The organism is Dechloromonas sp. H13, from assembly GCF_009469615.1.
Lineage (GTDB): Bacteria > Pseudomonadota > Gammaproteobacteria > Burkholderiales > Rhodocyclaceae > Azonexus.
The window spans coordinates 823,461-842,313 of record NZ_SSXX01000001.1; the positions used below are offsets into that span (position 1 = coordinate 823,461).

Sequence of the window (18,853 nt, forward strand, 5' to 3'; positions counted from 1 at the left end):
ACCATGACCATCAAGCAAGCGCTGATTTCCGTCTCCGACAAGACGGGCGTTCTCGAATTCGCCCAGGGCCTCGCCGCCCAGGGGGTGAAGCTCCTGTCCACCGGCGGCACCGCCAAGATGCTGCGCGACGCCGGCCTCGCGGTGACTGAAATCGGCGACTACACCGGCTTCCCGGAAATGCTCGATGGCCGCGTCAAGACCCTGCATCCGAAGGTGCATGGCGGCATCCTCGCCCGCCGCGACCTGGCCGAGCACATGGCGACCATCGACGCCCACGGCATCCCGACCATCGATCTGGTCTGCGTGAACCTCTACCCCTTCGCCGCGACCATCGCCAAGGCCGGTGTGACGCTCGAGGACGCGATTGAAAACATCGACATTGGCGGCCCGGCCATGGTCCGTTCCTCGGCCAAGAACTACAACGGCGTCGCCATCGTCACCGATCCGGAAGACTACGCCCCGCTACTCGAAGAAATGAAGGCCAACGGCGGCGCGCTCCAGCTCGCCACCCGCTTCGGCCTGGCCAAGAAGGCCTTCACCCACACCGCCCGCTACGACAGCATGATCGCCAACTGGCTGACCGGCCTCGACGACGGCGCTGAAAGCAAGCCGGCCGCTGCCGCGCCGACCCCGGCGATCTTCCCGGCCAAGCTGCAACTGGCCTTCGACCGCACCGAAATCCTGCGCTACGGCGAAAATTCGCATCAGCAAGCCGCCTTCTACCGCGACACCACGCCGCTGGCTGGCAGCATCGCCGCCTACACCCAGCTGCAGGGCAAGGAACTGTCCTACAACAACATCGCTGACTCCGATGCCGCCTGGGAATGCGTCAAGGCCTTCGATGCGCCGGCCTGCGTCATCATCAAGCACGCCAACCCGTGCGGCGTGGCCATCGACGTCACCCTGCTCGGCGCTTACGAAAAGGCCTTCAAGACCGATTCGACCTCCGCTTTCGGCGGCATCATCGCCTTCAACGGCGAAGTCGGCATCGACGTCGTCAACGCCATGAACGAGCGCAAGCACTTCGTCGAAGTTCTGATCGCTCCGTCCTTCACCGCCGAAGCCAAGGCCGCCCTGGCTTCCAAGACCAACCTGCGCGTGCTGGTCGTGCCGCTCGGCCGTGACCTGAACAAGCTGGAATTGAAGCGCGTCGGCGGTGGCCTGCTGGTGCAAACCGCTGACGACTTCACCGCCCAGGCTTCTGGCCTGAAGGTCGTCACCAAGGTGCAGCCGACCGCCCAGCAGATCGAAGACCTGCTCTTCGCCGAGCGCGTCGCCAAGTTCGTCAAGTCCAACGCCATCGTCTTCTGTGGCGGCGGCATGACCCTGGGAGTCGGCGCCGGCCAGATGAGCCGCGTCGATTCGACCAAGATCGCCAGCATCAAGGCCACCAACGCCGGCCTGTCGCTGAAGGGTTCGGTTGTCGCCTCGGATGCCTTCTTCCCGTTCCGCGACGGCCTCGACGTGCTGGCCGAAGCCGGCGCCGTCGCGGTGATCCAGCCGGGCGGCTCGATGCGCGACGAGGAAGTCATCGCTGCGGCCGACGAGCACGGCATTGCGATGGTGTTCACCGGCGCAAGGCATTTCCGTCACTAAGCAGTGAAGAAGCTGATCGCTCTGATGATCATAGGTGTCATAGCCTGGCAGGGCTATGACACCTACAGACAACATTTGCCGAAACTGGATATTTTCAGCAGCAAGGCAATTGAACGCACCTCCCAACCAGCGACAGCCAACTCCCACAGCAAGGTCTATACCGACATCCGTTTGCCGGAGCGTGCCCCCCAAAGGATAGCCTCCGAACAGAATATTCGCAGTCAACCGATCAGTTACCGCTGCGATGGCAGAACTTATTGTTCTCAGATGAATTCATGTGAAGAAGCTACCTGGTTCCTCAAGAACTGCCCGGGAACCAAGATGGACGGCGATAACGACGGCATTCCCTGCGAACGGCAGTGGTGCAATTAACAAGATCAGAAGTTAAAGGAAACGGTCATGAAACTACTGGTAATCGGTTCAGGCGGCCGCGAGCACGCCATGGCCTGGCGCCTGGCGCAGACGCCCGGCCTGCAGAAGGTTTATGTCGCCCCCGGCAACGCCGGCACGGCGCGCGAGCATGAGCTGGAAAACGTCAACATCACCGATCCGGAAGCGCTGGCCGATTTCGCCGAGCAGAACAAGATCCACCTCACCGTCGTCGGCCCCGAGGCGCCGCTGGCAGCCGGCGTGGTCAATGCCTTCCGCGCCCGAGGCCTGAAGATCTTCGGCCCGACCAAGGAGGCCGCGCAACTCGAATCCTCCAAGGATTTCGCCAAGCGCTTCATGGCCCGCCACCACATCCCGACCGCGGAATTCGAGACTTTTTCCGAGTCGACCGCAGCACACGCCTATATCGACCGTAAGGGCGCGCCGATCGTCGTCAAGGCCGACGGCCTGGCCGCCGGCAAGGGCGTCGTCGTCGCCATGACGCTCGCCGAAGCCCACGCCGCGATCGACGACATGCTGTCCGGCAACAAGCTGGGCGACGCCGGTGCCCGCGTCGTGATCGAGGACTTCCTCGACGGCGAGGAAGCCAGCTTCATCGTCATGGTCGATGGCAAGAACGTGCTGGCGCTGGCCTCCAGCCAGGACCACAAGCGCATCTTCGACGGCGACCAGGGCCCGAACACCGGCGGCATGGGCGCCTATTCCCCAGCCCCGTGCGTGACGCCCGAGGTGCACGCCAAGGCGATGCGCGAGATCATCCTGCCGACCGTCAAGGGCATGGCCGCCGACGGCATCCCGTTCACCGGCTTCCTCTACGCCGGCCTGATGATCGGCAAGGACGGCTCGGTCAAGACCCTCGAATTCAACTGCCGCATGGGCGACCCGGAAACCCAGCCGATCCTGATGCGCCTGAAATCCGACTTCGTCAAACTGCTGGAGCATGGCATCGACGGCACGCTCGACCAGGTCGAGGCCGAATGGGACCGCCGCGTCGCACTCGGCGTCGTGCTGGCCGCCGCCAACTACCCCGACACCCCGCAAAAGGGCGACGTGATCAACGGGCTGCCCAAGGGCAACAGCTTCGGCGAGGACGCCCACGTCTTCCATGCCGGCACCACCCAGATGGATGGCCAGGTCGTCACCAGCGGCGGCCGCGTGCTGTGCGTGACGGCGCTCGGCGAGAACGTCAAGCTGGCCCACAAGCGCGCCTACGAGGTGCTGACCCAGATCAGCTGGAACGGCATGCAATACCGCAAGGATATCGGCCACCGCGCGATCAGCCGCTAAGGCGGTTGCGAAACCAGCACCCGAACGGGCGGCTCAGGCTGCCCGTTTTACTTTCCCCGGAGACACGATGGATACCACCCGCCTCAAGGATTTCTTCACCGGCCTGCAAAGCCGCATCGTCGGCGAACTGGAGGCTTTCGACGGCCAGCCGTTCCGCACCGACAGCTGGCAACGCCCGGAAGGCGGCGGCGGCATTTCGCGGCTGATCGAGGAAGGCGATTTCTTCGAGCGCGGCGGCGTCAATTTCTCGCACGTCACCGGCAAGTCGCTGCCCGCCTCGGCCACCGCCGTCCGCCCGCAGCTGGCGGGCCGCGCCTGGGAGGCGATGGGCGTCTCGCTGGTGCTCCATCCACGCAACCCCTACTGCCCGACGGCGCACATGAACGTGCGCTGCTTCGTCGCCAGCAAGTCCGGTGAAGAGGACGTCTGGTGGTTCGGCGGCGGCATGGACATGACACCCTATTACGGTCAACGCGAGGATGTGGCCCATTTTCACCGCACCTGCCGCGACGCGCTCGCCCCCTTCGGCGACGAGGTCTATCCGAAATATAAGAAATGGTGCGACGACTACTTCTTCCTCAAGCACCGCAACGAACCGCGCGGCGTTGGCGGCATCTTCTTCGACGACCTCAACGAGGGCGGTTTCGAACGCTGCTTCGCGCTGACCCAGGCCGTCGGCAACGCCTTCACCCAGGCCTACCTGCCGGTGCTGGCCAAACGCCGCGACACGCCCTACGGCGAACGCGAGCGCGACTTCCAGGCCTACCGGCGCGGCCGCTACGTCGAATTCAACCTGGTCTGGGATCGCGGCACGCTGTTCGGCCTGCAGTCGGGCGGCCGCACCGAATCGATCCTGATGTCGCTGCCGCCGATCGTCAAATGGCGTTACGACTGGAAACCCGAGGCCGGCACGCCGGAGGCCGAACTCTACGACGTCTTCCTCAAGCCGCAGGACTGGGCGGTTTAGTCCTTGGTCGGGAGTCGATAGTCGTTAGCTAAGACTAACGATTATCGAGCAGGGCGCTGGCCCGGTAGTGCTTGTTAGCCTCTTCCGGGCGCTCCAGTTGGTCGGCAAGCCGGGCCAGCTCCAGGTGCGCCTGCTGCGTGGGCTCGACGGCCAGCGAAGCTTCGAAATAGCTCTGCGCCTTGCCCCACAGGCGCTGCTGCAGGCACATCCGGCCCAGGGCGTCGAGCAGGCGGGCGTCGTCCGGATGCTGGCGCAGCCAGGCCTCGGCTTTGGCGATGCGCGCCGTCAGTTCGCCGCCGCTCAGACGCCCGTAGAGGGTGAGCAGTTCGGATTGCCAGCTATCGTTGCCGGTGGCGTCGAGCACCGCCTCGATCAGTTTCTGCGCCTCGCCGACCGCGTCTTGCGCGACCAGGGCGCGGGCCGCCGCCAGGGCGACGCGCCGGCCGCGTTCTTCCGCCGGCAGGGCGCGCAGGTAGGCGGTCAGACGGGCCTGGTCGAGCGCCAGCCGGGCGATGTTGCCGAGGTGGGCCTGGGTCCTGACTTCGCGCACGATCTCGACCGGCAGGGCATCGCGCTTGGCCAGCTGGCGCGCCAGCTTGAGCACCCCGTCCCAGTCGCCGACACCCTGGCGCGCCCGCAGTTCCAGGCGCAAGGCGGCGATGTGCCGCCCCTGCTTGCCCTGCAGGCGCTCGAGCGCCGCCAGCGCATCGTCGAAACGGCGCGACTCGTTCATCATTTCGGCTTCCAGCATCAGCGTCGCCGCCTCGTTGCGCGGGTCGTCCGACATGGCGCGCGTCATCCAGTCCTGCTGCTTTTCCGGTTCACGCAGGCGCTGCGCCGCGCGGGCCGCGATCAGCGCCGACAGCCCGCGCGCCGTGCCGGCCTCGTAGGCCTCGCCGGCCTTCTTCAGCGCCTGCCCGAAACGCCCCTCGAAGAGCAGGCGGACGGCATCCTGGAACACCTGCCCGGCCTTTTCGCGCCGCCGGCGTTCGCGATACTGGCGAACGCGCTGCGGCATGCCGAAGGTCAGTGCCAGCGCCCGCGCGGCAACGTACAACAGCAGGAACAGGGCGAGCAGCGCGACGACGAACAGGTTGAGGCTGACTTCGGCACGGTACGGCGGCAGGACCAGCAGGACATAACCGTCGTTGCGGTGCGCGCCGAGGGCGACGGCGACGGCCAGCCCGAACAGGGCCAGGAGCCAGAACAGGCGTTTCACTTCTTTTCCTTGCCGTCGCGCAAGGCGCGCAATGCCGCCTGCGTTTCGCCGAGGTTCGGCGCCTGCACGTTGACCTCGGTCGCCAGCAGCTGGCGCAGCGTCGCCTGGTCACCCTGCACGGTCTTGTCGCGGGTATCGAAATAGCGGGCGAGCCAGTCGCCGGCCAGCTTCAGCTCGCTGCGGAAGATTGCCGGGTCGCGCGAGAGCAGCGCCAGGCGGGCGTTGAGCAGCCGCAACCGGAGATTCTCGCGCAGGAAGAAATCCTGGCCGGGCGCCAGCAGCGGCGGCTCCTCGCGGTCGAAGCGCTGGATGCGGACGAGGCTCTTCAGTTCGCGCCACAGCTCGCCGGCGCTCCGCTGCCACCACGGCGAACCGGCGGCCGGCGCGGCATTTTCGGCCTTTTCGGACGGTCGACCGTAGCTGGCGAGCGGCAGCTTGTCGACGCCGACGACGATCTGCTCCAGGCGCAGGCTGATACCCGGCACATCGACGAAGGGCAGCGCGTTGAGGCGCTCCAGGTCACGAGCCAGCGCCTTGCGCAGCGGCAGGTACTGGGCGCGGTCGAGACGCGCCAGGCGGGCATCGGCAGTCTGCAGGGCGAGGATGGCGATCGGCACGTTGCCGGCCAGCTGCAGTTGCTGCCCGGCCAGGGTGACGGCCTGCTCGACCTCGAGCACCGTCGCTTCCTCGCGGCTGCGCGCAATGTTCTCGTAGAGCGCCTGCAAGGTCGCGCTCTGGCTGTCGTATTCCTCCAGCTTGCCTTCGAAGGCGCCGAGCTTGCCCTGCAGGGCCTCGATCTGCTCGCGCAGCTGCTTCTGCGCACCGCGCTCTTCCTGGCTCGCCGCCGTCACCGCCGCCAGGCGGCTCGCCGTTTCCTGCTCGGCCGCAGCCAGGCGCTGGCGGGTGTCGAACCACTGCCAGGCGGCCAGCGCGAGGGCGAGGATGGCGACAAGCAGGGCGAGATTCTGCCGGGTGGCGCCGGCCGGTGCCGGCCGGGGCGCGGGGAGCGGAGCGTTATCGTTTTCGGGCATCATGCCGACCAATTATAAGCACCTAAGCCGGCGAGAATGCCAGCGTCGGCGCCCGCGGTCAGGATAATGTTGCTTAAACCCAATGCCCGGGCGTTCTCGGCGATGCGTGCATGCGGCACGAAGACGGGGGTTTTCTGCAGCCAGGCGCGGCCTTCGGCGTCGAGCAGATCGACCAGATGGCGCAGCCCCTCGCTGCTCGACACCGTCAATGCGTCCAGCCGGCCGGCGCGCCACGCGGCGAGCAGCGGCGCGACGCCCCCGGGCGGGCCGGAACGGCGGTAGCAGGCGATGCAATCGACTTCCGCGCCACGTTCGCGCAGCGTGTCGGCGAGCAGTTCGCGGCCACCGTCGCCACGGAAGATGGCGACGCGGCGGCCGGCGACCCGTTCGCCCGCCAGTTCGGGCAGGGCGAGCAGCGCCTCGGAGTCGAAGCGCTCGCTCGGCGCGATGCAGCCGGCGACGCCATGCGCCGCCAGCGCCTGCACCGTGCCCTGGCCGACCGCCGCCGGCAGCAGCCCGGCCGGCCACGCGCCGCGCGCCAGGATGGCCGGCAGGCTGTAGTCGACGGCATTGGGGCTGATGAAGACGGCCAGCGCGTAATCCGCCAGCCGGGCGACGGCGGCGGCCAGCGGTTGCGGATCGGCAGCCGCCGCGATTTCGAGCAGCGGGAAGATCAGGGGTTCGCCGCCGAGGGCGGCGATGCCTTCGGCCAGCGGGGCGGCCTGCGCCCGCGGCCGGGTGACGACGATGGTTTTTCCGGCGAGCGGGCCGGCGGCGTTCATTGGCAGTGGGCGAGCTTTTCCAGGATGGCGTCGGCCCCCTGCGCGCGCAGGGTCGCGGCCAACTGGCGGCCGAGCGCCTCGTCGGCAGCCGGATCGCCGCGCAGTTCGCCGGCGACCATTTCCTTGCCGTCGGCAGTGGCGACGAAGCCGCGCAGCCACAGCTGGCCGTTGTCGATCACCGCGTAACCGCCGAGCGGCACCTGGCAGCTGCCGCCAAGGGCGCGCGAAAAAGCGCGTTCGGCCTTGACGCAGTGCGCCGTTTCTTCGTCGTTGAGCGGCGCGACGACTGCGGCCATCGCCGCGTCGCCGTCGACCAGCTCGATGCCGAGCGCGCCCTGGCCGGGCGCCGGCAGCGACTGCTCCGCGGTCAACACCGATTTGATGCGCTTTTCCAGACCGAGGCGGATGAGGCCGGCGGCAGCGAGGATGATCGCGTCGTACTCGCCGGCGTCGAGCTTGCGCAGCCGCGTGTCGAGGTTGCCGCGCAGGCTCTTGATGACCAGTTGCGGGTACCTGGCGCGCAGGATGGATTCGCGGCGCAGGCTGGAGGTGCCGACGACGGCGCCGCCCGGCAGGTCGTCGAGGCCGGCGTAATTGTTCGAGACGAAGGCGTCGCGCGGATTCTCGCGCGCCGAAATGGCGGCCAGCACGAAGCCTTCCGGCATCACCATCGGCACATCCTTCATCGAATGCACGGCGAGGTGGGCGCGGCCTTCCTGCATCGCCACTTCCAGCTCCTTGATGAACAGGCCCTTGCCGCCGATATCGGCGAGCGGGCGATCGAGAATCTGGTCACCCTTGGTCGTCATGCCTAGAATGACGACTTCCGCCCCCGGATTCTGCGCGGCCAGACGGCCCTGGACATGGACAGCCTGCCACATGGCGAGGCGGGATTCGCGGGAGGCGATGACGATCTTGGAAGGAGCGGACATGAAGCGGCACGCGGCAAGGGTTTGGAAGGCGGCAATCTTAGCATGAGCGATTCGCCCGCCTCTCCCACCCAGATCAAACCCGACGACCAGCGCCCGGAGCACCCCGATTTCTGGTGCAAGCGCTTCGACGAAGGCAGCACGCCGTGGGATGCCGGCAAGGTGCCGGCGGCCTTCGCCGACTTCGTCGCCCGCCAGCCGGCGCCGCTGAACACCCTGATCCCCGGCTGCGGCAGCGCCTGGGAGGCAGGCCATCTCGCCGAGGTCGGCTGGCCGGTGACGGCGCTCGACTTTTCGCCGGCCGCCGTGGACAAGGCGCGCAAGGTGCTGGGGCCGGCCGCGGTCGACCTCGTCTGTGCCGACTTTTTCACCTTTGCACCGCCTCGACCGTACCAACTGATCTACGAGCGCGCCTTCCTCTGCGCCCTGCCGCGCAAGCTGTGGGCCGACTGGGGCCGGCGCGTCGCCGAGCTGCTGCCACCCGGCAGTCTGCTCGCCGGCTATTTCTTCCTCTGCGACCAGTTGAAGGGGCCGCCTTTCGGCATCCTCCCGGAGCAGCTCGACGCCCTGCTGCTGGCGAACTTCGAGCGCCTCGAGGATGCCGCGGTCGACGACTCGATCCCCGTGTTTTCCGGGCGCGAACGCTGGCAGGTGTGGCGGCGGCGGTGACCCGGCGTTTGACGTATCATCGGGAAATCCAACCCCCGATGCCGCGCCAGACAATGAAAACCGACCCCCCCCAGACGATCTACCTCAAGGACTACACCCCGCCCGCCTTCCTGGTCGACACCGTCGACCTCGATTTCGTCATCGCCGGCGGCGGCGGCGGCACCACGGTCACCGCGACCCTGGCGCTGCGCCGCAACCCGGCGCGCCCGGCGCAGGCGCTGGTGCTCGACGGCGACGAGCTGGAAACCCTGTCGGTCGCGGTCGACGGCCAAAAGGTGCCGTTTTCGGCGACACCGACCACGCTGACCATCGCCGATGTGCCCGACGCCTTCACGCTGACCACGGTCGTCCGCATCGACCCCGACGCGAACACCCGCCTCTCCGGCCTCTACCGTTCCAAGGACGGCTATTTCACGCAGTGCGAGGCGCAGGGCTTCCGCCGCATCACCTGGTTCCTCGACCGGCCCGACGTGATGGCGACCTATACCGTCACCCTGCATGCCGACAAGGCGGCCTTCCCGGTGCTGCTGGCCAACGGCAACCCGCTCGCCGCCGGCGACGAAGCCGACGGCCGCCACTGGGCGACATGGGCGGACCCGTTCCGCAAGCCGGCCTACCTGTTCGCCGTCGTCGCCGGCAGGCTCGACGTGCTGCGCGACACGTTCCGCACCGCCTCCGGCCGCGACGTGCAGCTTGCCATCTACGTCGAACCGGGCAAACTCGACCAGTGCCCGCACGCGATGGCGGCACTCAAGAAATCCATGCGCTGGGACGAGGAACGCTTCGGCCTCGAATGCGACCTCGACCACTACATGATCGTCGCCGTCGGCGACTTCAACATGGGCGCCATGGAAAACAAGGGCCTCAACATCTTCAACACCAAGTACGTGCTGGCGCGCAGCGATGTCGCCACCGACGTCGATTTCGAGAATATCGACCGCGTCGTCGCCCACGAATACTTCCACAACTGGACCGGCAACCGCGTGACCTGCCGCGACTGGTTCCAGTTGTCGCTGAAGGAAGGCCTCACCGTCTTCCGCGACCAGGAATTCGGCGCCGACCTGCACAACCGCCAGACGGCGCGCATCCGCGAGGTGCGCGGCCTGCGCGCCGGCCAGTTCCCCGAGGACGCCGGCCCGATGTCGCACCCGGTGCGTCCGTCGTCGTTCGTCGAGATCAACAACTTCTACACGGCGACCGTCTATGAGAAGGGCGCCGAGGTCGTGCGCATGATCCAGACGCTGATCGGCCACGCCGCCTTCCGCGCCGGCATGGACGAATACTTCCGCCGCCACGACGGGCAGGCCGTGACCTGCGAGGATTTCGTCGCGGCGATGGCGGCCGCCAGCGGTTTCGACTTCACGCAGTTCATGCGCTGGTACGAGCAGCCGGGGACGCCGCAGGTTGCGGTCGACGGCCATTTCGATGCCGAATCCGCCACCTACACGCTGACCTGCACGCAATCCAATCGGCGCGCCACGGACGACGCGCCCTATCTGATCCCGATCCGCGTCGCGCTGTTCACCGCGGAAGGCGCAGCAATCGCCGGCAGCGAGCGCACCCTGCTGCTGACCGCGCTGACGCAGTCCTTCGTCTTCAACGATATCGCTGCCGAACCCATTCCCTCGCTGCTGCGCGATTTCTCGGCGCCGGTCATCCTCGATTTCGACTACAGCGCCGAACAGCTGACCGTGCTGCTGGCCAACGAGAGCGACCCGTTCAACGCCTGGGAGGCCGGCCAGCGCCTGACGTCCACGCTGATCCTCGACGCCACCGCCGCCCTTGCCGCCGGCCGGGCACCGGTCTGGCCGAGCGGTTTCGTCGACGCTGCCCGCCGTCTGCTGCAGACCCAGGCCGAACGTGGCGCCGCCTTCGTCGCCGAAGCGCTGACCCTGCCCGGCGAGGCAACTTTGGCCGAAATGCTCGACGTCGTCGATCCGGACGCCCTGCACGCCGCCCGCAACGCCCTGCGCCGGCATCTCGCCGAGCAACTCGAAAGCGAATTCGCCGGCCTCTACGTCGCCCTCGCCCCCAACCAACCCTACGCCCCGACCAGCGCGCAGGCCGGCCGCCGCGCGCTACGCAACGTCTGCCTCGGCTACCTGCTCGAACTCGACACGCCGGCCACCCGCCAGCTGGCCCTGAACCAGTTCCGCGACGCCGACAACATGACCGACCAGTTCGCCGCGCTGGCGGCGCTGGCCAACGTCAATGCCGCCGACTGCCCGGAACGCGACAGCGCCCTGGCCGATTTCCACGCCCGCTGGCAGGACGAAGCCCTGGTCGTCGATAAATGGCTGGCCGTGCAGGCGACCAGCCGCCGGCCGGATACATTGGCGACAGTGCGGACGCTAACCGCCCACCCGGCTTTCGACATCGGCAACCCGAACAAGATTTACGCGCTGATCCGCAGCTTCGGCGCCAACCACGCGCGCTTCAACGCCGCCGACGGCAGCGGCTACGCCTTCATCGCCGACCGCGTGCTCGAACTGCACGACCGCAATCCGCAGGTCGCCTCGCGCCTGGCGCGCTGCTTCGACCGCTGGAAGAAATTCGACGCCGGCCGCCAGGCGCACGCCCGCGCCGCGCTCGAGCGCATCCGCAACCACGACGGCCTGTCGCGCGACGTGCTGGAAATCGTCGCGCGCGCCCTCGCCAGCGCATGAAGATCATCCAGCTCAGCGACCTGCACCTGACCCGGGCGCCGGACGCCGAGCTCTTCGGCAGTTCGCCGCTGACCCGTCTCGAACGGGCGATCGACAGCATCCTCGCCGCGCACGCCGACGCCGACTTCTGCCTGCTCACCGGCGACCTCGCCGATGCCGGCAGCGACGCGGCCTACGCCGCGCTGGCCGCCACCCTCGCCCGCCTGCCGATGCCGGCCCACCTGCTGCCCGGCAACCACGACGACCGCGCCGCACTGCACCGCCAGTTCCCGCAGTTGCCCGCCGACGCCGGCGGCTTCCTGCAGCGCACGCTGGCCACGCCGGCCGGGCGCTTCCTGCTGCTCGACACCGTCGAGGCCGGCGCCCCCTGGGGCAGCTACTGCGCCGCGCGCCAGGCCTGGCTGGCGCAACAAATTGCTGCCAGCGGCGACGCAGCATTGTGGATCGCCATGCACCATCCGCCACTCGCCCTCGGCATTCCGTCGATGGACCAGTTCGCGCTGCGCGACGCCGAGGCCCTGTGGTCGCTCATCGCCCCGCACAGGGCGCGCATCCGCCATCTCTTTTTCGGCCACCTGCACCGGCCGATCGGCGGCAGCTGGCGTGGCATTCCGTTCTCGTGCCCGAGTTCGCCCAACCACCAGGTCGCCCTCGACCTGGCGACCCTGCGCGGCGACGAGGTGCCAGGTTGCCGCGAGCCGGCCGGCTATGCGGTGATCCTGGTCGACGATGACAGCGTCGTCGTGCACCACCAGCAGTTGTTCAACGGGGAAACCAGTTTCTGGTTGTGAGGCGGGCATTCAACCGGTCAGCGCCGCCTTGGCCGGCGCCCACTGCCGGCGGCTGACCGGCAGCTTGTCCGGAACGCCGCGCAACAGCGCCCAGCCGTAGGCGTCGACATCGTCGCCCGCCGCCTTCTCGAACCCGGCCAGTGCCGACCTGGCGACCAGCACCGCGCGATGCAGGCGCATGAAGCGGTCGGCGTATTCGCTTTCGAGATGGGTCAGCGCCTCGTCGAGCAGGTATTCGCGTTCTGCCGTGCGGGCGGTGACGTATTTGAGATCGGCCTTGAAATAGAGCACTTCGGCGACCGGCACCAGCAGCAGGCGCCCCCGCTCATGGCAGGAAAGATGGGTGCGCCCGCCGCCGCGCACCGCCTGGCCGATGCCGGCGAGCACTGCGGAGTCCGGATGCGGCGCGACCGCGACCTTCTGCAGCGCGGTCAGCAGGCGCTGGGTGCGCACCGGTTTCAGCAGGTAATCGACGGCATTGAGGTCGAAGGCCTGGACCGCGTAATTGTCGTAGGCCGTCGTGAAGATGACCGCCGGCGGCTTTTCGCAGGCGCCGAGATGGCCGGCCAGCTCGATGCCATCCATGCCCGGCATGCGGATGTCGGCAAGCACGACGTCGACCGGGTGGTCGCGCAGGAAGTCGAGCGCTGCCAGGCCGTTGCCGGCCTCGCCGACGACCTCGCTGGCGAACTGGATGGCGATGTCGCCCAGCAGTTCGCGCAGGCGGGTGCGCGCCAGCGGCTCGTCGTCGACCAGGAGGATTTTCAGCGGCTTGTCTTGCGGCATGGCAGGATGATGCGGACCTCGTAGTTCTTCTCGCCGGCGTCGATTTCCAGCCGCGCCTCGAGATCGTAATACAAGGCCAGCCGTTCGCGGATGTTGGCGAGCGCGATGTTGTTGCCGTTGCCGTGCTGGCCGTTGGCGGTCGTCGGATTGGCGATGGCGATGTGCAGTTCATCGCCGCGCCGCGCGATGGCGATGCGGATGATGCCCCCCTCCGGGGCCGGCTCGATGCCATGATAGACGGCATTTTCGAGCAGGGGCTGCAGCATCAGCGGCGGAATGGGCTGCGCCGGGAAAATCACCCCGATTTGCCAGTCGACCGCAAGACGCTCGCCGAGGCGCAGCTTCTCAAGCTCCAGATACTGCTTGCCGAGGGCGATCTCGTCGGTCAGGCTGACCAGTTCGCCGGGGTCGCGCATCGCCGCGCGAAAGAGGTCGGACAGCGCCTCCAGCGCCATTTCGGCCTGCTGCGGCCGGGCGCGGATCAGCGACAGCACGGCGTTCAGCGAGTTGAACAGGAAATGCGGGCGGATGCGGGCGTTCAGCGCCGCCAGCCGCGCTTCGGTCTGGGCCGGCGAAAAGGCGCGGGCGCGCAGCTCGAAATAGCTCAGCAGCAGCACGGCGGCGGCCGCCGCCAGCAGCACCGGCCGCAGCGGGTTGCCGCCGTCGCCGAAACCGAGCGACTGCCAGAACAGGTGCTGGGCGAAGGCGAGGCCGGCGACCAGCGCCACCACGCACGCCTGCCCGAGGCGCAGCGGCAGGGCGCGCAGGGGGTTGCGCAGGCCGGCCAGCAGGCCGAGCACCAGCAGCAGCAGCGGCTCGACCAGCGCCGCCATCTCGACGTAGCGCGCCGTCCAGTCGGCGATCCCCGGAGACTGGACGAAGGCGACGGCCAGCGCCAGGAGATTGGCGCCGAGCAGCACGCGCAGCATGACGCCGAAGTTGCGCCAGTCGGGTAGCGGATGCGTTGCCGGAAAGTGCCGTATACTTGTCATTCCTGATGCTTTTTCGCTTCGATTGCCCCATTTTATGACATCCAACGCCGCACAATACACTTGGGCCGGACGCTTCTCCGAGCCGGTCTCCGATCTCGTCAAGCGCTACACCGCCTCGGTCGACTTCGACCAGCGCATGTGGCGCCAGGACATCCGCGGCTCGCTGGCCCATGCCCGCATGCTCGCGAAGCAGGGCATCATCGCCGCCGCCGACCTCGCCGACATCGAGCGCGGCATGGCCATCGTCGCCGAGGAAATCGAGTCCGGCAAGTTCGAATGGTCGCTCGACCTCGAGGACGTGCACCTCAACATCGAGAAGCGCCTGACCGCGCTCGTCGGCGACGCCGGCAAGCGCCTGCACACCGGCCGCTCGCGCAACGATCAGGTGGCGACCGACATCCGCCTCTACCTGCGCGATGCGATCGACGACATCCAGCTGCTGCTGAAGCAGTTCCGCGCCGCCCTCGTCGACCTCGCCGAGAAGGAAGCGGCGACGCCGATGCCCGGCTTCACCCACCTGCAGGTGGCGCAGCCGGTCACCTTCGGGCACCACATGCTGGCCTATTTCGAGATGTTCGGCCGCGACGGCGAGCGCTTCGCCGACTGCAAGAAGCGCGTCGCCCGCCTGCCGCTCGGCGCCGCCGCGCTGGCCGGCACGACCTACCCGATCGACCGCCAGTTCGTCGCCGAACAGCTGGGCTTCGAAGGCGTCTGCGAGAACTCGCTGGATGCGGTCTCGGATCGCGACTTCGCCATCGAATTCACCGCCGCCTGCGCGCTGCTGATGATGCACATCAGCCGGCTGTCGGAAGAACTGGTGATGTGGATGAGCCCGCGCGTCGGCTTCATTCAGATCGCCGACCGCTTCTGCACCGGCTCGTCGATCATGCCGCAGAAGAAGAACCCGGACGTGCCGGAACTCGCGCGCGGCAAGACCGGTCGCGTGTACGGCCAGCTGATGAGCCTGCTGACCCTGATGAAGTCGCAACCGCTGGCCTACAACAAGGACAACCAGGAAGACAAGGAGCCGCTGTTCGACGCCGTCGACACCGTGACCGACACGCTGCGCATCTTCGCCGACATGGCCGGCGGCATCACCGTCAAGCCGGAGGCGATGCAGGCCGCCCTGACCCAGGGCTTCGCCACCGCCACCGACCTCGCCGACTACCTGGTCAAGAAGGGCCTGCCCTTCCGCGATGCGCACGAAGCGGTCGGCCATGCCGTCAAGGCGGCCGAGTTCAAGGGCGTCGACCTGCCCGGCCTGACGCTGGAAGAACTGCAGCAGTTCTCGCCGCTGATCGAAACCGACGTCTACACGGTGTTGACCGTGGCCGGCTCGCTCGCCTCGCGCAACCACGTCGGCGGCACCGCGCCGGAGCAGGTGCGCGCCGCCGTGCAGCGGGCGCGCAGCCGCCTCTGAGATGAAAAAAAAGCTCGGCAAATACGAACTGATCCGCAAGCTCGGGGACGGCGCGACGAGCACCGTCTATCTCGGGCGCGATCCCTTTGCCCAGCGCGACGTGGCGATCAAGGTCGCCAGCCCGGGCATCCTGCGCGACCCGGAAAAGGGCCGGCTGTACAGCAACCTGTTCCTCAACGAGGCCTCGCTGATCGGCAAGCTCAACCATCCGCACATCGTCCAGATCTACGACGCGGTGGTCACCGAGGACATCTGCTACATCGTCATGGAGTACGTCGCCGGCGGCACGCTCGACGCGCACGCCCAGCCCGGCAGCCTGCTGCCGGTCGACCGCGTCGTCGAGCTGATTTTCAAGTGCACGCGGGCGCTCGATTTCGCCTATCGCCTCGGCATCACCCACCGCGACATCAAGCCGGCCAACATCCTGCTCGCCGGCGTCTCGGACATCAAGATTTCCGATTTCGGCGCCGCCATCACCAACGCCCGCGGCGACCGCACGCTGGTTTCCGGCATCGGCTCGCCGGCCTACATGTCGCCCCAGCAGGTCCAGGAACAGTTTCTCGACCACCGCACCGACATCTATTCGCTGGGCGTCGTCATGCACCAGCTGCTGACCGGCAAGCTGCCGTTCGAGGCGAGCAACAACTACAACATGGTCTACCAGATCGTCAATGGCACGCCGGCCCGCCCTTCGGCGCAGCGGCCGGGGCTGCCGGCGGTGCTCGACGAGATCGTCGGCCGCGCGATGGCGAGAAATCTCGATGACCGCTACCCCACCTGGCAGGCGTTCGGGCACGACCTGGCGCAGGCGGTGCGCAACCACCTGCTGAAGAACCAGCCCAGCGAATTCGCCGACACCGAGAAATTCGCGACCCTGCGTGCCCTGCCCTTCTTCGCCGACTTCACCGATGTCGAAATCTGGGAGGCGCTGCGTTTCGCCGACTGGCAGCATGTCGCCCCCGGCACGGCGATCATGCGCGACGGCGAGCCGGGCAATTTCTTCTGCTTCGTCGCCGACGGCACCCTGACGGTCAGCAAGAACGGCCGCAAACTCGACACCCTGGCCAGCGGCGACTGTTTCGGCGAAATGGCGGTGATCAGCCGGCACGGCAACGTGCGCAGCGCCGACGTCATTGCCGAGAACGCTGCCAGCATCGTCACCATTCGTGGCGAAGCCCTGGAAAAGGCATCCGAATCCTGCCGGATGCACTTCTACCAGGGCTTTCTCGACGTCCTCGCGACCCGGCTGGCGCTCTCCAACCAGCGGGTCGCGGCGATTTAGCTAGCCGCCTTCTGCCACCGGCAGCGAGGCCTCGGCTTCGCTCGCCGTTTCGTACAGGTGCGGCGCGAGGCTCCCCTTCTCCAAGGCTTCCCCGAGCTTGACGCGCAGGAAGGTGTTCGAGGTGTACCGCGTCACGTCGTGGTAGTGGCGCTCGACGACGCCCTTGACCATGGCGATGTAGTCCTCGACCAGTTCCGGCAGGATCGAGAAGCGGTCGTAATTGACGATGGCGAAGACCTTGTGGCCGATCGGCTTCAGGCAATCGTCCACCGCCTGCTCGATGCGCGCGATGTCGTCCTGGCTGCGCACGCTGAGCCCCTCGAAATTGAGGAAGAAGAGGTTTTTCGCGGCATCGTAGGTGAGACGGTCGCTCATCGGTATTTCGAGCATCTGCGCCCGGATCTTCATCGGATCTTCCTGGAAGATCCGGCTGTCCATCAGCGCCGGCTCGGCATGCATGATCGGCATGAAGTCCATCTTGTCGAGGATGTCCTTCTGCAGATCCACGCCGGGCGCGACCTCGATCAGTTCCAGCCCTTCCGGGCAGAGCCGGAAGACGCAGCGCTCGGTGACGTAGAGCACGGTCTTGCCCCACTTGGCCGCCTGCGGACCGCTGAAGGTGCGGTGCTCGACCTCCTCGACGAACTTCTTCGCCTTGCCGTCCTCGAGAATCAGCAGTTTTCCGGCGTCGACCGCAACATCCAGGTTGCCGGCGGTAAAGGTGCCGACGAACACCACCTTCTTGGCGTTCTGCGAAATGTTGATGAAGCCGCCGGCGCCGGCCAGGCGCGGGCCGAACTTGGAGACGTTGAGGTTGCCCTGCCTATCGGCCTGCGCCAGGCCGAGGAAGGCGATGTCGAGGCCGCCGCCGTCGTAGAAGTCGAACTGGCTGGGCTGGTCGATGATCGCCTGGGCGTTGGTCGCCGCGCCGAAACTGAGGCCGCCGGCCGGCACGCCGCCGATGACCCCGGGTTCGGCGGTGAGCGTCATCAGGTCGATGATCTGCTCCTCGGCGGCGACGTTGGCGACGCCCTCGGGCATGCCGATGCCGAGGTTGACCACGGCGTTGGCCTTGAGCTCCAGCGCGGCCCGGCGCGCGATGATCTTGCGCTCGCTCATCGCCATCGGCGGGATCGCCGACATCGGCACCTTGATCTCGCCGGCGAAGGCCGCGCTGTATGGCTCGGCGAAGGTCTGCAGGTGGTACTCCGGCTTTTCGGCGACCACCACGCAATCGACCATGATGCCGGGAATCTTGACCTGGCGCGGGTTGAGCGTACCGCGCTCGGCGATGCGCTCGACCTGGACGATGACGGTGCCGCCGGAGTTGCGCGCCGCCATGGCAATGGCCTGCGCTTCGAGGGTCAGCGCCTCCTTTTCCATCGTGATGTTGCCGTCAGGATCGGCGGTGGTGCCGCGGATGATGCCGACATTGATCGGCAAGGCCTTGTAGAAAAGATATTCCTCGCCGTCGATTTCCATCAGGCGCACGACGTCGGTTTTGGTCATCTCGTTCAGCTTGCCGCCGCCGAAACGGGGATCGACGAAGGTGCCGAGGCCGACCCGCGTGATGGTGCCCGGCTTGCCGGCGGCGATATCGCGGAAGAGATGGGTGATGACGCCCTGCGGCAGGTTGTAGGCCTCGATCCGGTTGGCCACGGCCAGCTGCTGCAGCTTCGGCACCAGGCCCCAGTGGCCGCCTAGCACGCGGGAAACCAGGCCGTCATGGCCGAAGTGATTGAGGCCGCGCTCCTTGCCGTCGCCCTGGCCGGCGGCATAGACGAGGGTCAGGTTGCGCGGGCTGCCGAGGCCGTGCATGTCGGCCTGTTCGCCCTCCAGAAAGAGTTCCTCGAGGGCGACGGCGATGTTCTCGGCGAAGCCGATGCCGACGAAGCCGCCGGTCGCGACCGTATCGCCGTCCTTGATCAGGCGCACTGCCTGGCGCGCGCTGACCACCTTGCCGGTGTCCGACGCGCGCAGCGAGAGGGCGACGGGGTGTTTGGCTGCTGGCATGTCTTGTCTCCTTGTAATTGGCGGGCGCAAGCG

At 67.4% G+C, this 18,853-nt stretch carries 16 protein-coding genes; 9 read left to right on the forward strand and 7 right to left on the reverse strand.

The features are described from left to right. Window positions 1-3: 3 nt before the first annotated feature. The 4 genes from purH to hemF all read left to right on the forward strand — a co-directional run bounded on the left by purH (window position 4) and on the right by hemF (window position 4,240). The gene (purH, locus tag GH660_RS04000) at window positions 4-1,596 is read left to right on the forward strand and encodes a bifunctional phosphoribosylaminoimidazolecarboxamide formyltransferase/IMP cyclohydrolase (RefSeq protein WP_153145264.1); all 1,593 of its coding nucleotides are present in this window, start codon (window positions 4-6) and stop codon (window positions 1,594-1,596) included. A 3-nt stretch (window positions 1,597-1,599) separates the two neighbouring features. Continuing rightward, the gene (locus GH660_RS04005) at window positions 1,600-1,968 is read left to right on the forward strand and encodes an excalibur calcium-binding domain-containing protein (RefSeq protein WP_228276349.1); all 369 of its coding nucleotides are present in this window, start codon (window positions 1,600-1,602) and stop codon (window positions 1,966-1,968) included. 27 nt (window positions 1,969-1,995) lie between these two features. Beyond that, window positions 1,996-3,273, forward strand: coding sequence for a phosphoribosylamine--glycine ligase (purD, locus tag GH660_RS04010; RefSeq protein ID WP_153145265.1), 1,278 nt, complete (start codon window positions 1,996-1,998; stop codon window positions 3,271-3,273). A 67-nt stretch (window positions 3,274-3,340) separates the two neighbouring features. Continuing rightward, window positions 3,341-4,240, forward strand: a complete 900-nt coding sequence (gene hemF / locus GH660_RS04015) for an oxygen-dependent coproporphyrinogen oxidase (protein WP_153145266.1) — start codon at window positions 3,341-3,343, stop codon at window positions 4,238-4,240. Window positions 4,241-4,274: 34 nt separating this feature from the next. Here hemF and GH660_RS04020 read toward each other — a convergent pair whose 3' ends face one another. The 4 genes from GH660_RS04020 to hemC are packed head-to-tail and all read right to left on the reverse strand — an operon-like array spanning window position 4,275 to window position 8,204. Beyond that, a complete protein-coding gene (locus GH660_RS04020; protein ID WP_153145267.1) occupies window positions 4,275-5,459 on the reverse strand; it encodes a heme biosynthesis HemY N-terminal domain-containing protein in 1,185 nt (394 codons plus the stop codon). Then, window positions 5,456-6,490 (reverse strand): uroporphyrinogen-III C-methyltransferase, encoded by a 1,035-nt coding sequence (locus tag GH660_RS04025; RefSeq protein ID WP_228276350.1) that lies wholly within the window; start codon window positions 6,488-6,490, stop codon window positions 5,456-5,458. The genes GH660_RS04020 and GH660_RS04025 overlap by 4 nt, the downstream gene beginning before the upstream one ends. Beyond that, on the reverse strand, window positions 6,490-7,272 hold the full coding sequence (locus GH660_RS04030; protein ID WP_153145269.1) for a uroporphyrinogen-III synthase: 783 nt from the start codon (window positions 7,270-7,272) through the stop codon (window positions 6,490-6,492). Before GH660_RS04030 ends, GH660_RS04025 begins: the two co-directional genes overlap by 1 nt. After that, entirely contained in the window at window positions 7,269-8,204 is a 936-nt protein-coding gene (gene hemC / locus GH660_RS04035) for a hydroxymethylbilane synthase (RefSeq protein ID WP_153145270.1), read from the reverse strand. Before hemC ends, GH660_RS04030 begins: the two co-directional genes overlap by 4 nt. Window positions 8,205-8,246: 42 nt before the next feature. Here hemC and GH660_RS04040 point away from each other — a divergent pair, with 42 nt between their 5' ends. Genes GH660_RS04040 through GH660_RS04050 form a run of 3 tightly spaced genes read left to right on the forward strand, consistent with a single transcriptional unit; the run spans window position 8,247 to window position 12,327 of the window. Beyond that, window positions 8,247-8,870, forward strand: a complete 624-nt coding sequence (locus GH660_RS04040) for a methyltransferase domain-containing protein (RefSeq protein WP_153145271.1) — start codon at window positions 8,247-8,249, stop codon at window positions 8,868-8,870. 53 nt (window positions 8,871-8,923) lie between these two features. Then, entirely contained in the window at window positions 8,924-11,536 is a 2,613-nt protein-coding gene (gene pepN, locus GH660_RS04045) for an aminopeptidase N (protein WP_153145272.1), read from the forward strand. Beyond that, on the forward strand, window positions 11,533-12,327 hold the full coding sequence (locus GH660_RS04050; RefSeq protein WP_153145273.1) for a phosphodiesterase: 795 nt from the start codon (window positions 11,533-11,535) through the stop codon (window positions 12,325-12,327). Before pepN ends, GH660_RS04050 begins: the two co-directional genes overlap by 4 nt. A 9-nt stretch (window positions 12,328-12,336) precedes the next feature. On the opposite strand, the gene GH660_RS04055 is transcribed toward GH660_RS04050, so the two are convergent. Then, window positions 12,337-13,113 (reverse strand): LytTR family DNA-binding domain-containing protein, encoded by a 777-nt coding sequence (locus tag GH660_RS04055; RefSeq protein WP_153145274.1) that lies wholly within the window; start codon window positions 13,111-13,113, stop codon window positions 12,337-12,339. Then, window positions 13,092-14,105 carry a sensor histidine kinase gene (locus GH660_RS04060; RefSeq protein WP_153145275.1) on the reverse strand — a complete coding sequence of 338 codons (1,014 nt, stop codon included), beginning with the start codon at window positions 14,103-14,105 and terminating at the stop codon, window positions 13,092-13,094. Before GH660_RS04060 ends, GH660_RS04055 begins: the two co-directional genes overlap by 22 nt. 34 nt (window positions 14,106-14,139) lie before the next feature. On the opposite strand from GH660_RS04060, the gene argH reads away from it, so the two are divergent. Continuing rightward, window positions 14,140-15,525 (forward strand): argininosuccinate lyase, encoded by a 1,386-nt coding sequence (gene argH, locus GH660_RS04065; RefSeq protein ID WP_153145276.1) that lies wholly within the window; start codon window positions 14,140-14,142, stop codon window positions 15,523-15,525. Between the two features lies 1 nt (window position 15,526). Beyond that, window positions 15,527-16,807 (forward strand): serine/threonine-protein kinase, encoded by a 1,281-nt coding sequence (locus tag GH660_RS04070; protein ID WP_153145277.1) that lies wholly within the window; start codon window positions 15,527-15,529, stop codon window positions 16,805-16,807. Here the strand turns inward: GH660_RS04070 and GH660_RS04075 are convergent, their stop codons facing one another. Further along, window positions 16,808-18,820, reverse strand: coding sequence for an acyl CoA:acetate/3-ketoacid CoA transferase (locus GH660_RS04075; protein WP_153145278.1), 2,013 nt, complete (start codon window positions 18,818-18,820; stop codon window positions 16,808-16,810). Window positions 18,821-18,853 lie beyond the last annotated feature (33 nt).

Coding starts and splice junctions, on each gene's coding strand:
- purH (WP_153145264.1), top strand. CDS start 4: ATGACCATCAAGCAAGCGCTGATTTCCGTCTCCGACAAGACGGGCGTT.
- purD (WP_153145265.1), top strand. CDS start 1,996: ATGAAACTACTGGTAATCGGTTCAGGCGGCCGCGAGCACGCCATGGCC.
- hemF (WP_153145266.1), top strand. CDS start 3,341: ATGGATACCACCCGCCTCAAGGATTTCTTCACCGGCCTGCAAAGCCGC.
- GH660_RS04025 (WP_228276350.1), bottom strand. CDS start 6,490: ATGCCCGAAAACGATAACGCTCCGCTCCCCGCGCCCCGGCCGGCACCG.
- GH660_RS04030 (WP_153145269.1), bottom strand. CDS start 7,272: ATGAACGCCGCCGGCCCGCTCGCCGGAAAAACCATCGTCGTCACCCGG.
- hemC (WP_153145270.1), bottom strand. CDS start 8,204: ATGTCCGCTCCTTCCAAGATCGTCATCGCCTCCCGCGAATCCCGCCTC.
- GH660_RS04040 (WP_153145271.1), top strand. CDS start 8,247: ATGAGCGATTCGCCCGCCTCTCCCACCCAGATCAAACCCGACGACCAG.
- pepN (WP_153145272.1), top strand. CDS start 8,924: ATGAAAACCGACCCCCCCCAGACGATCTACCTCAAGGACTACACCCCG.
- GH660_RS04050 (WP_153145273.1), top strand. CDS start 11,533: ATGAAGATCATCCAGCTCAGCGACCTGCACCTGACCCGGGCGCCGGAC.
- GH660_RS04055 (WP_153145274.1), bottom strand. CDS start 13,113: ATGCCGCAAGACAAGCCGCTGAAAATCCTCCTGGTCGACGACGAGCCG.
- GH660_RS04060 (WP_153145275.1), bottom strand. CDS start 14,105: ATGACAAGTATACGGCACTTTCCGGCAACGCATCCGCTACCCGACTGG.
- argH (WP_153145276.1), top strand. CDS start 14,140: ATGACATCCAACGCCGCACAATACACTTGGGCCGGACGCTTCTCCGAG.
- GH660_RS04070 (WP_153145277.1), top strand. CDS start 15,527: ATGAAAAAAAAGCTCGGCAAATACGAACTGATCCGCAAGCTCGGGGAC.
- GH660_RS04075 (WP_153145278.1), bottom strand. CDS start 18,820: ATGCCAGCAGCCAAACACCCCGTCGCCCTCTCGCTGCGCGCGTCGGAC.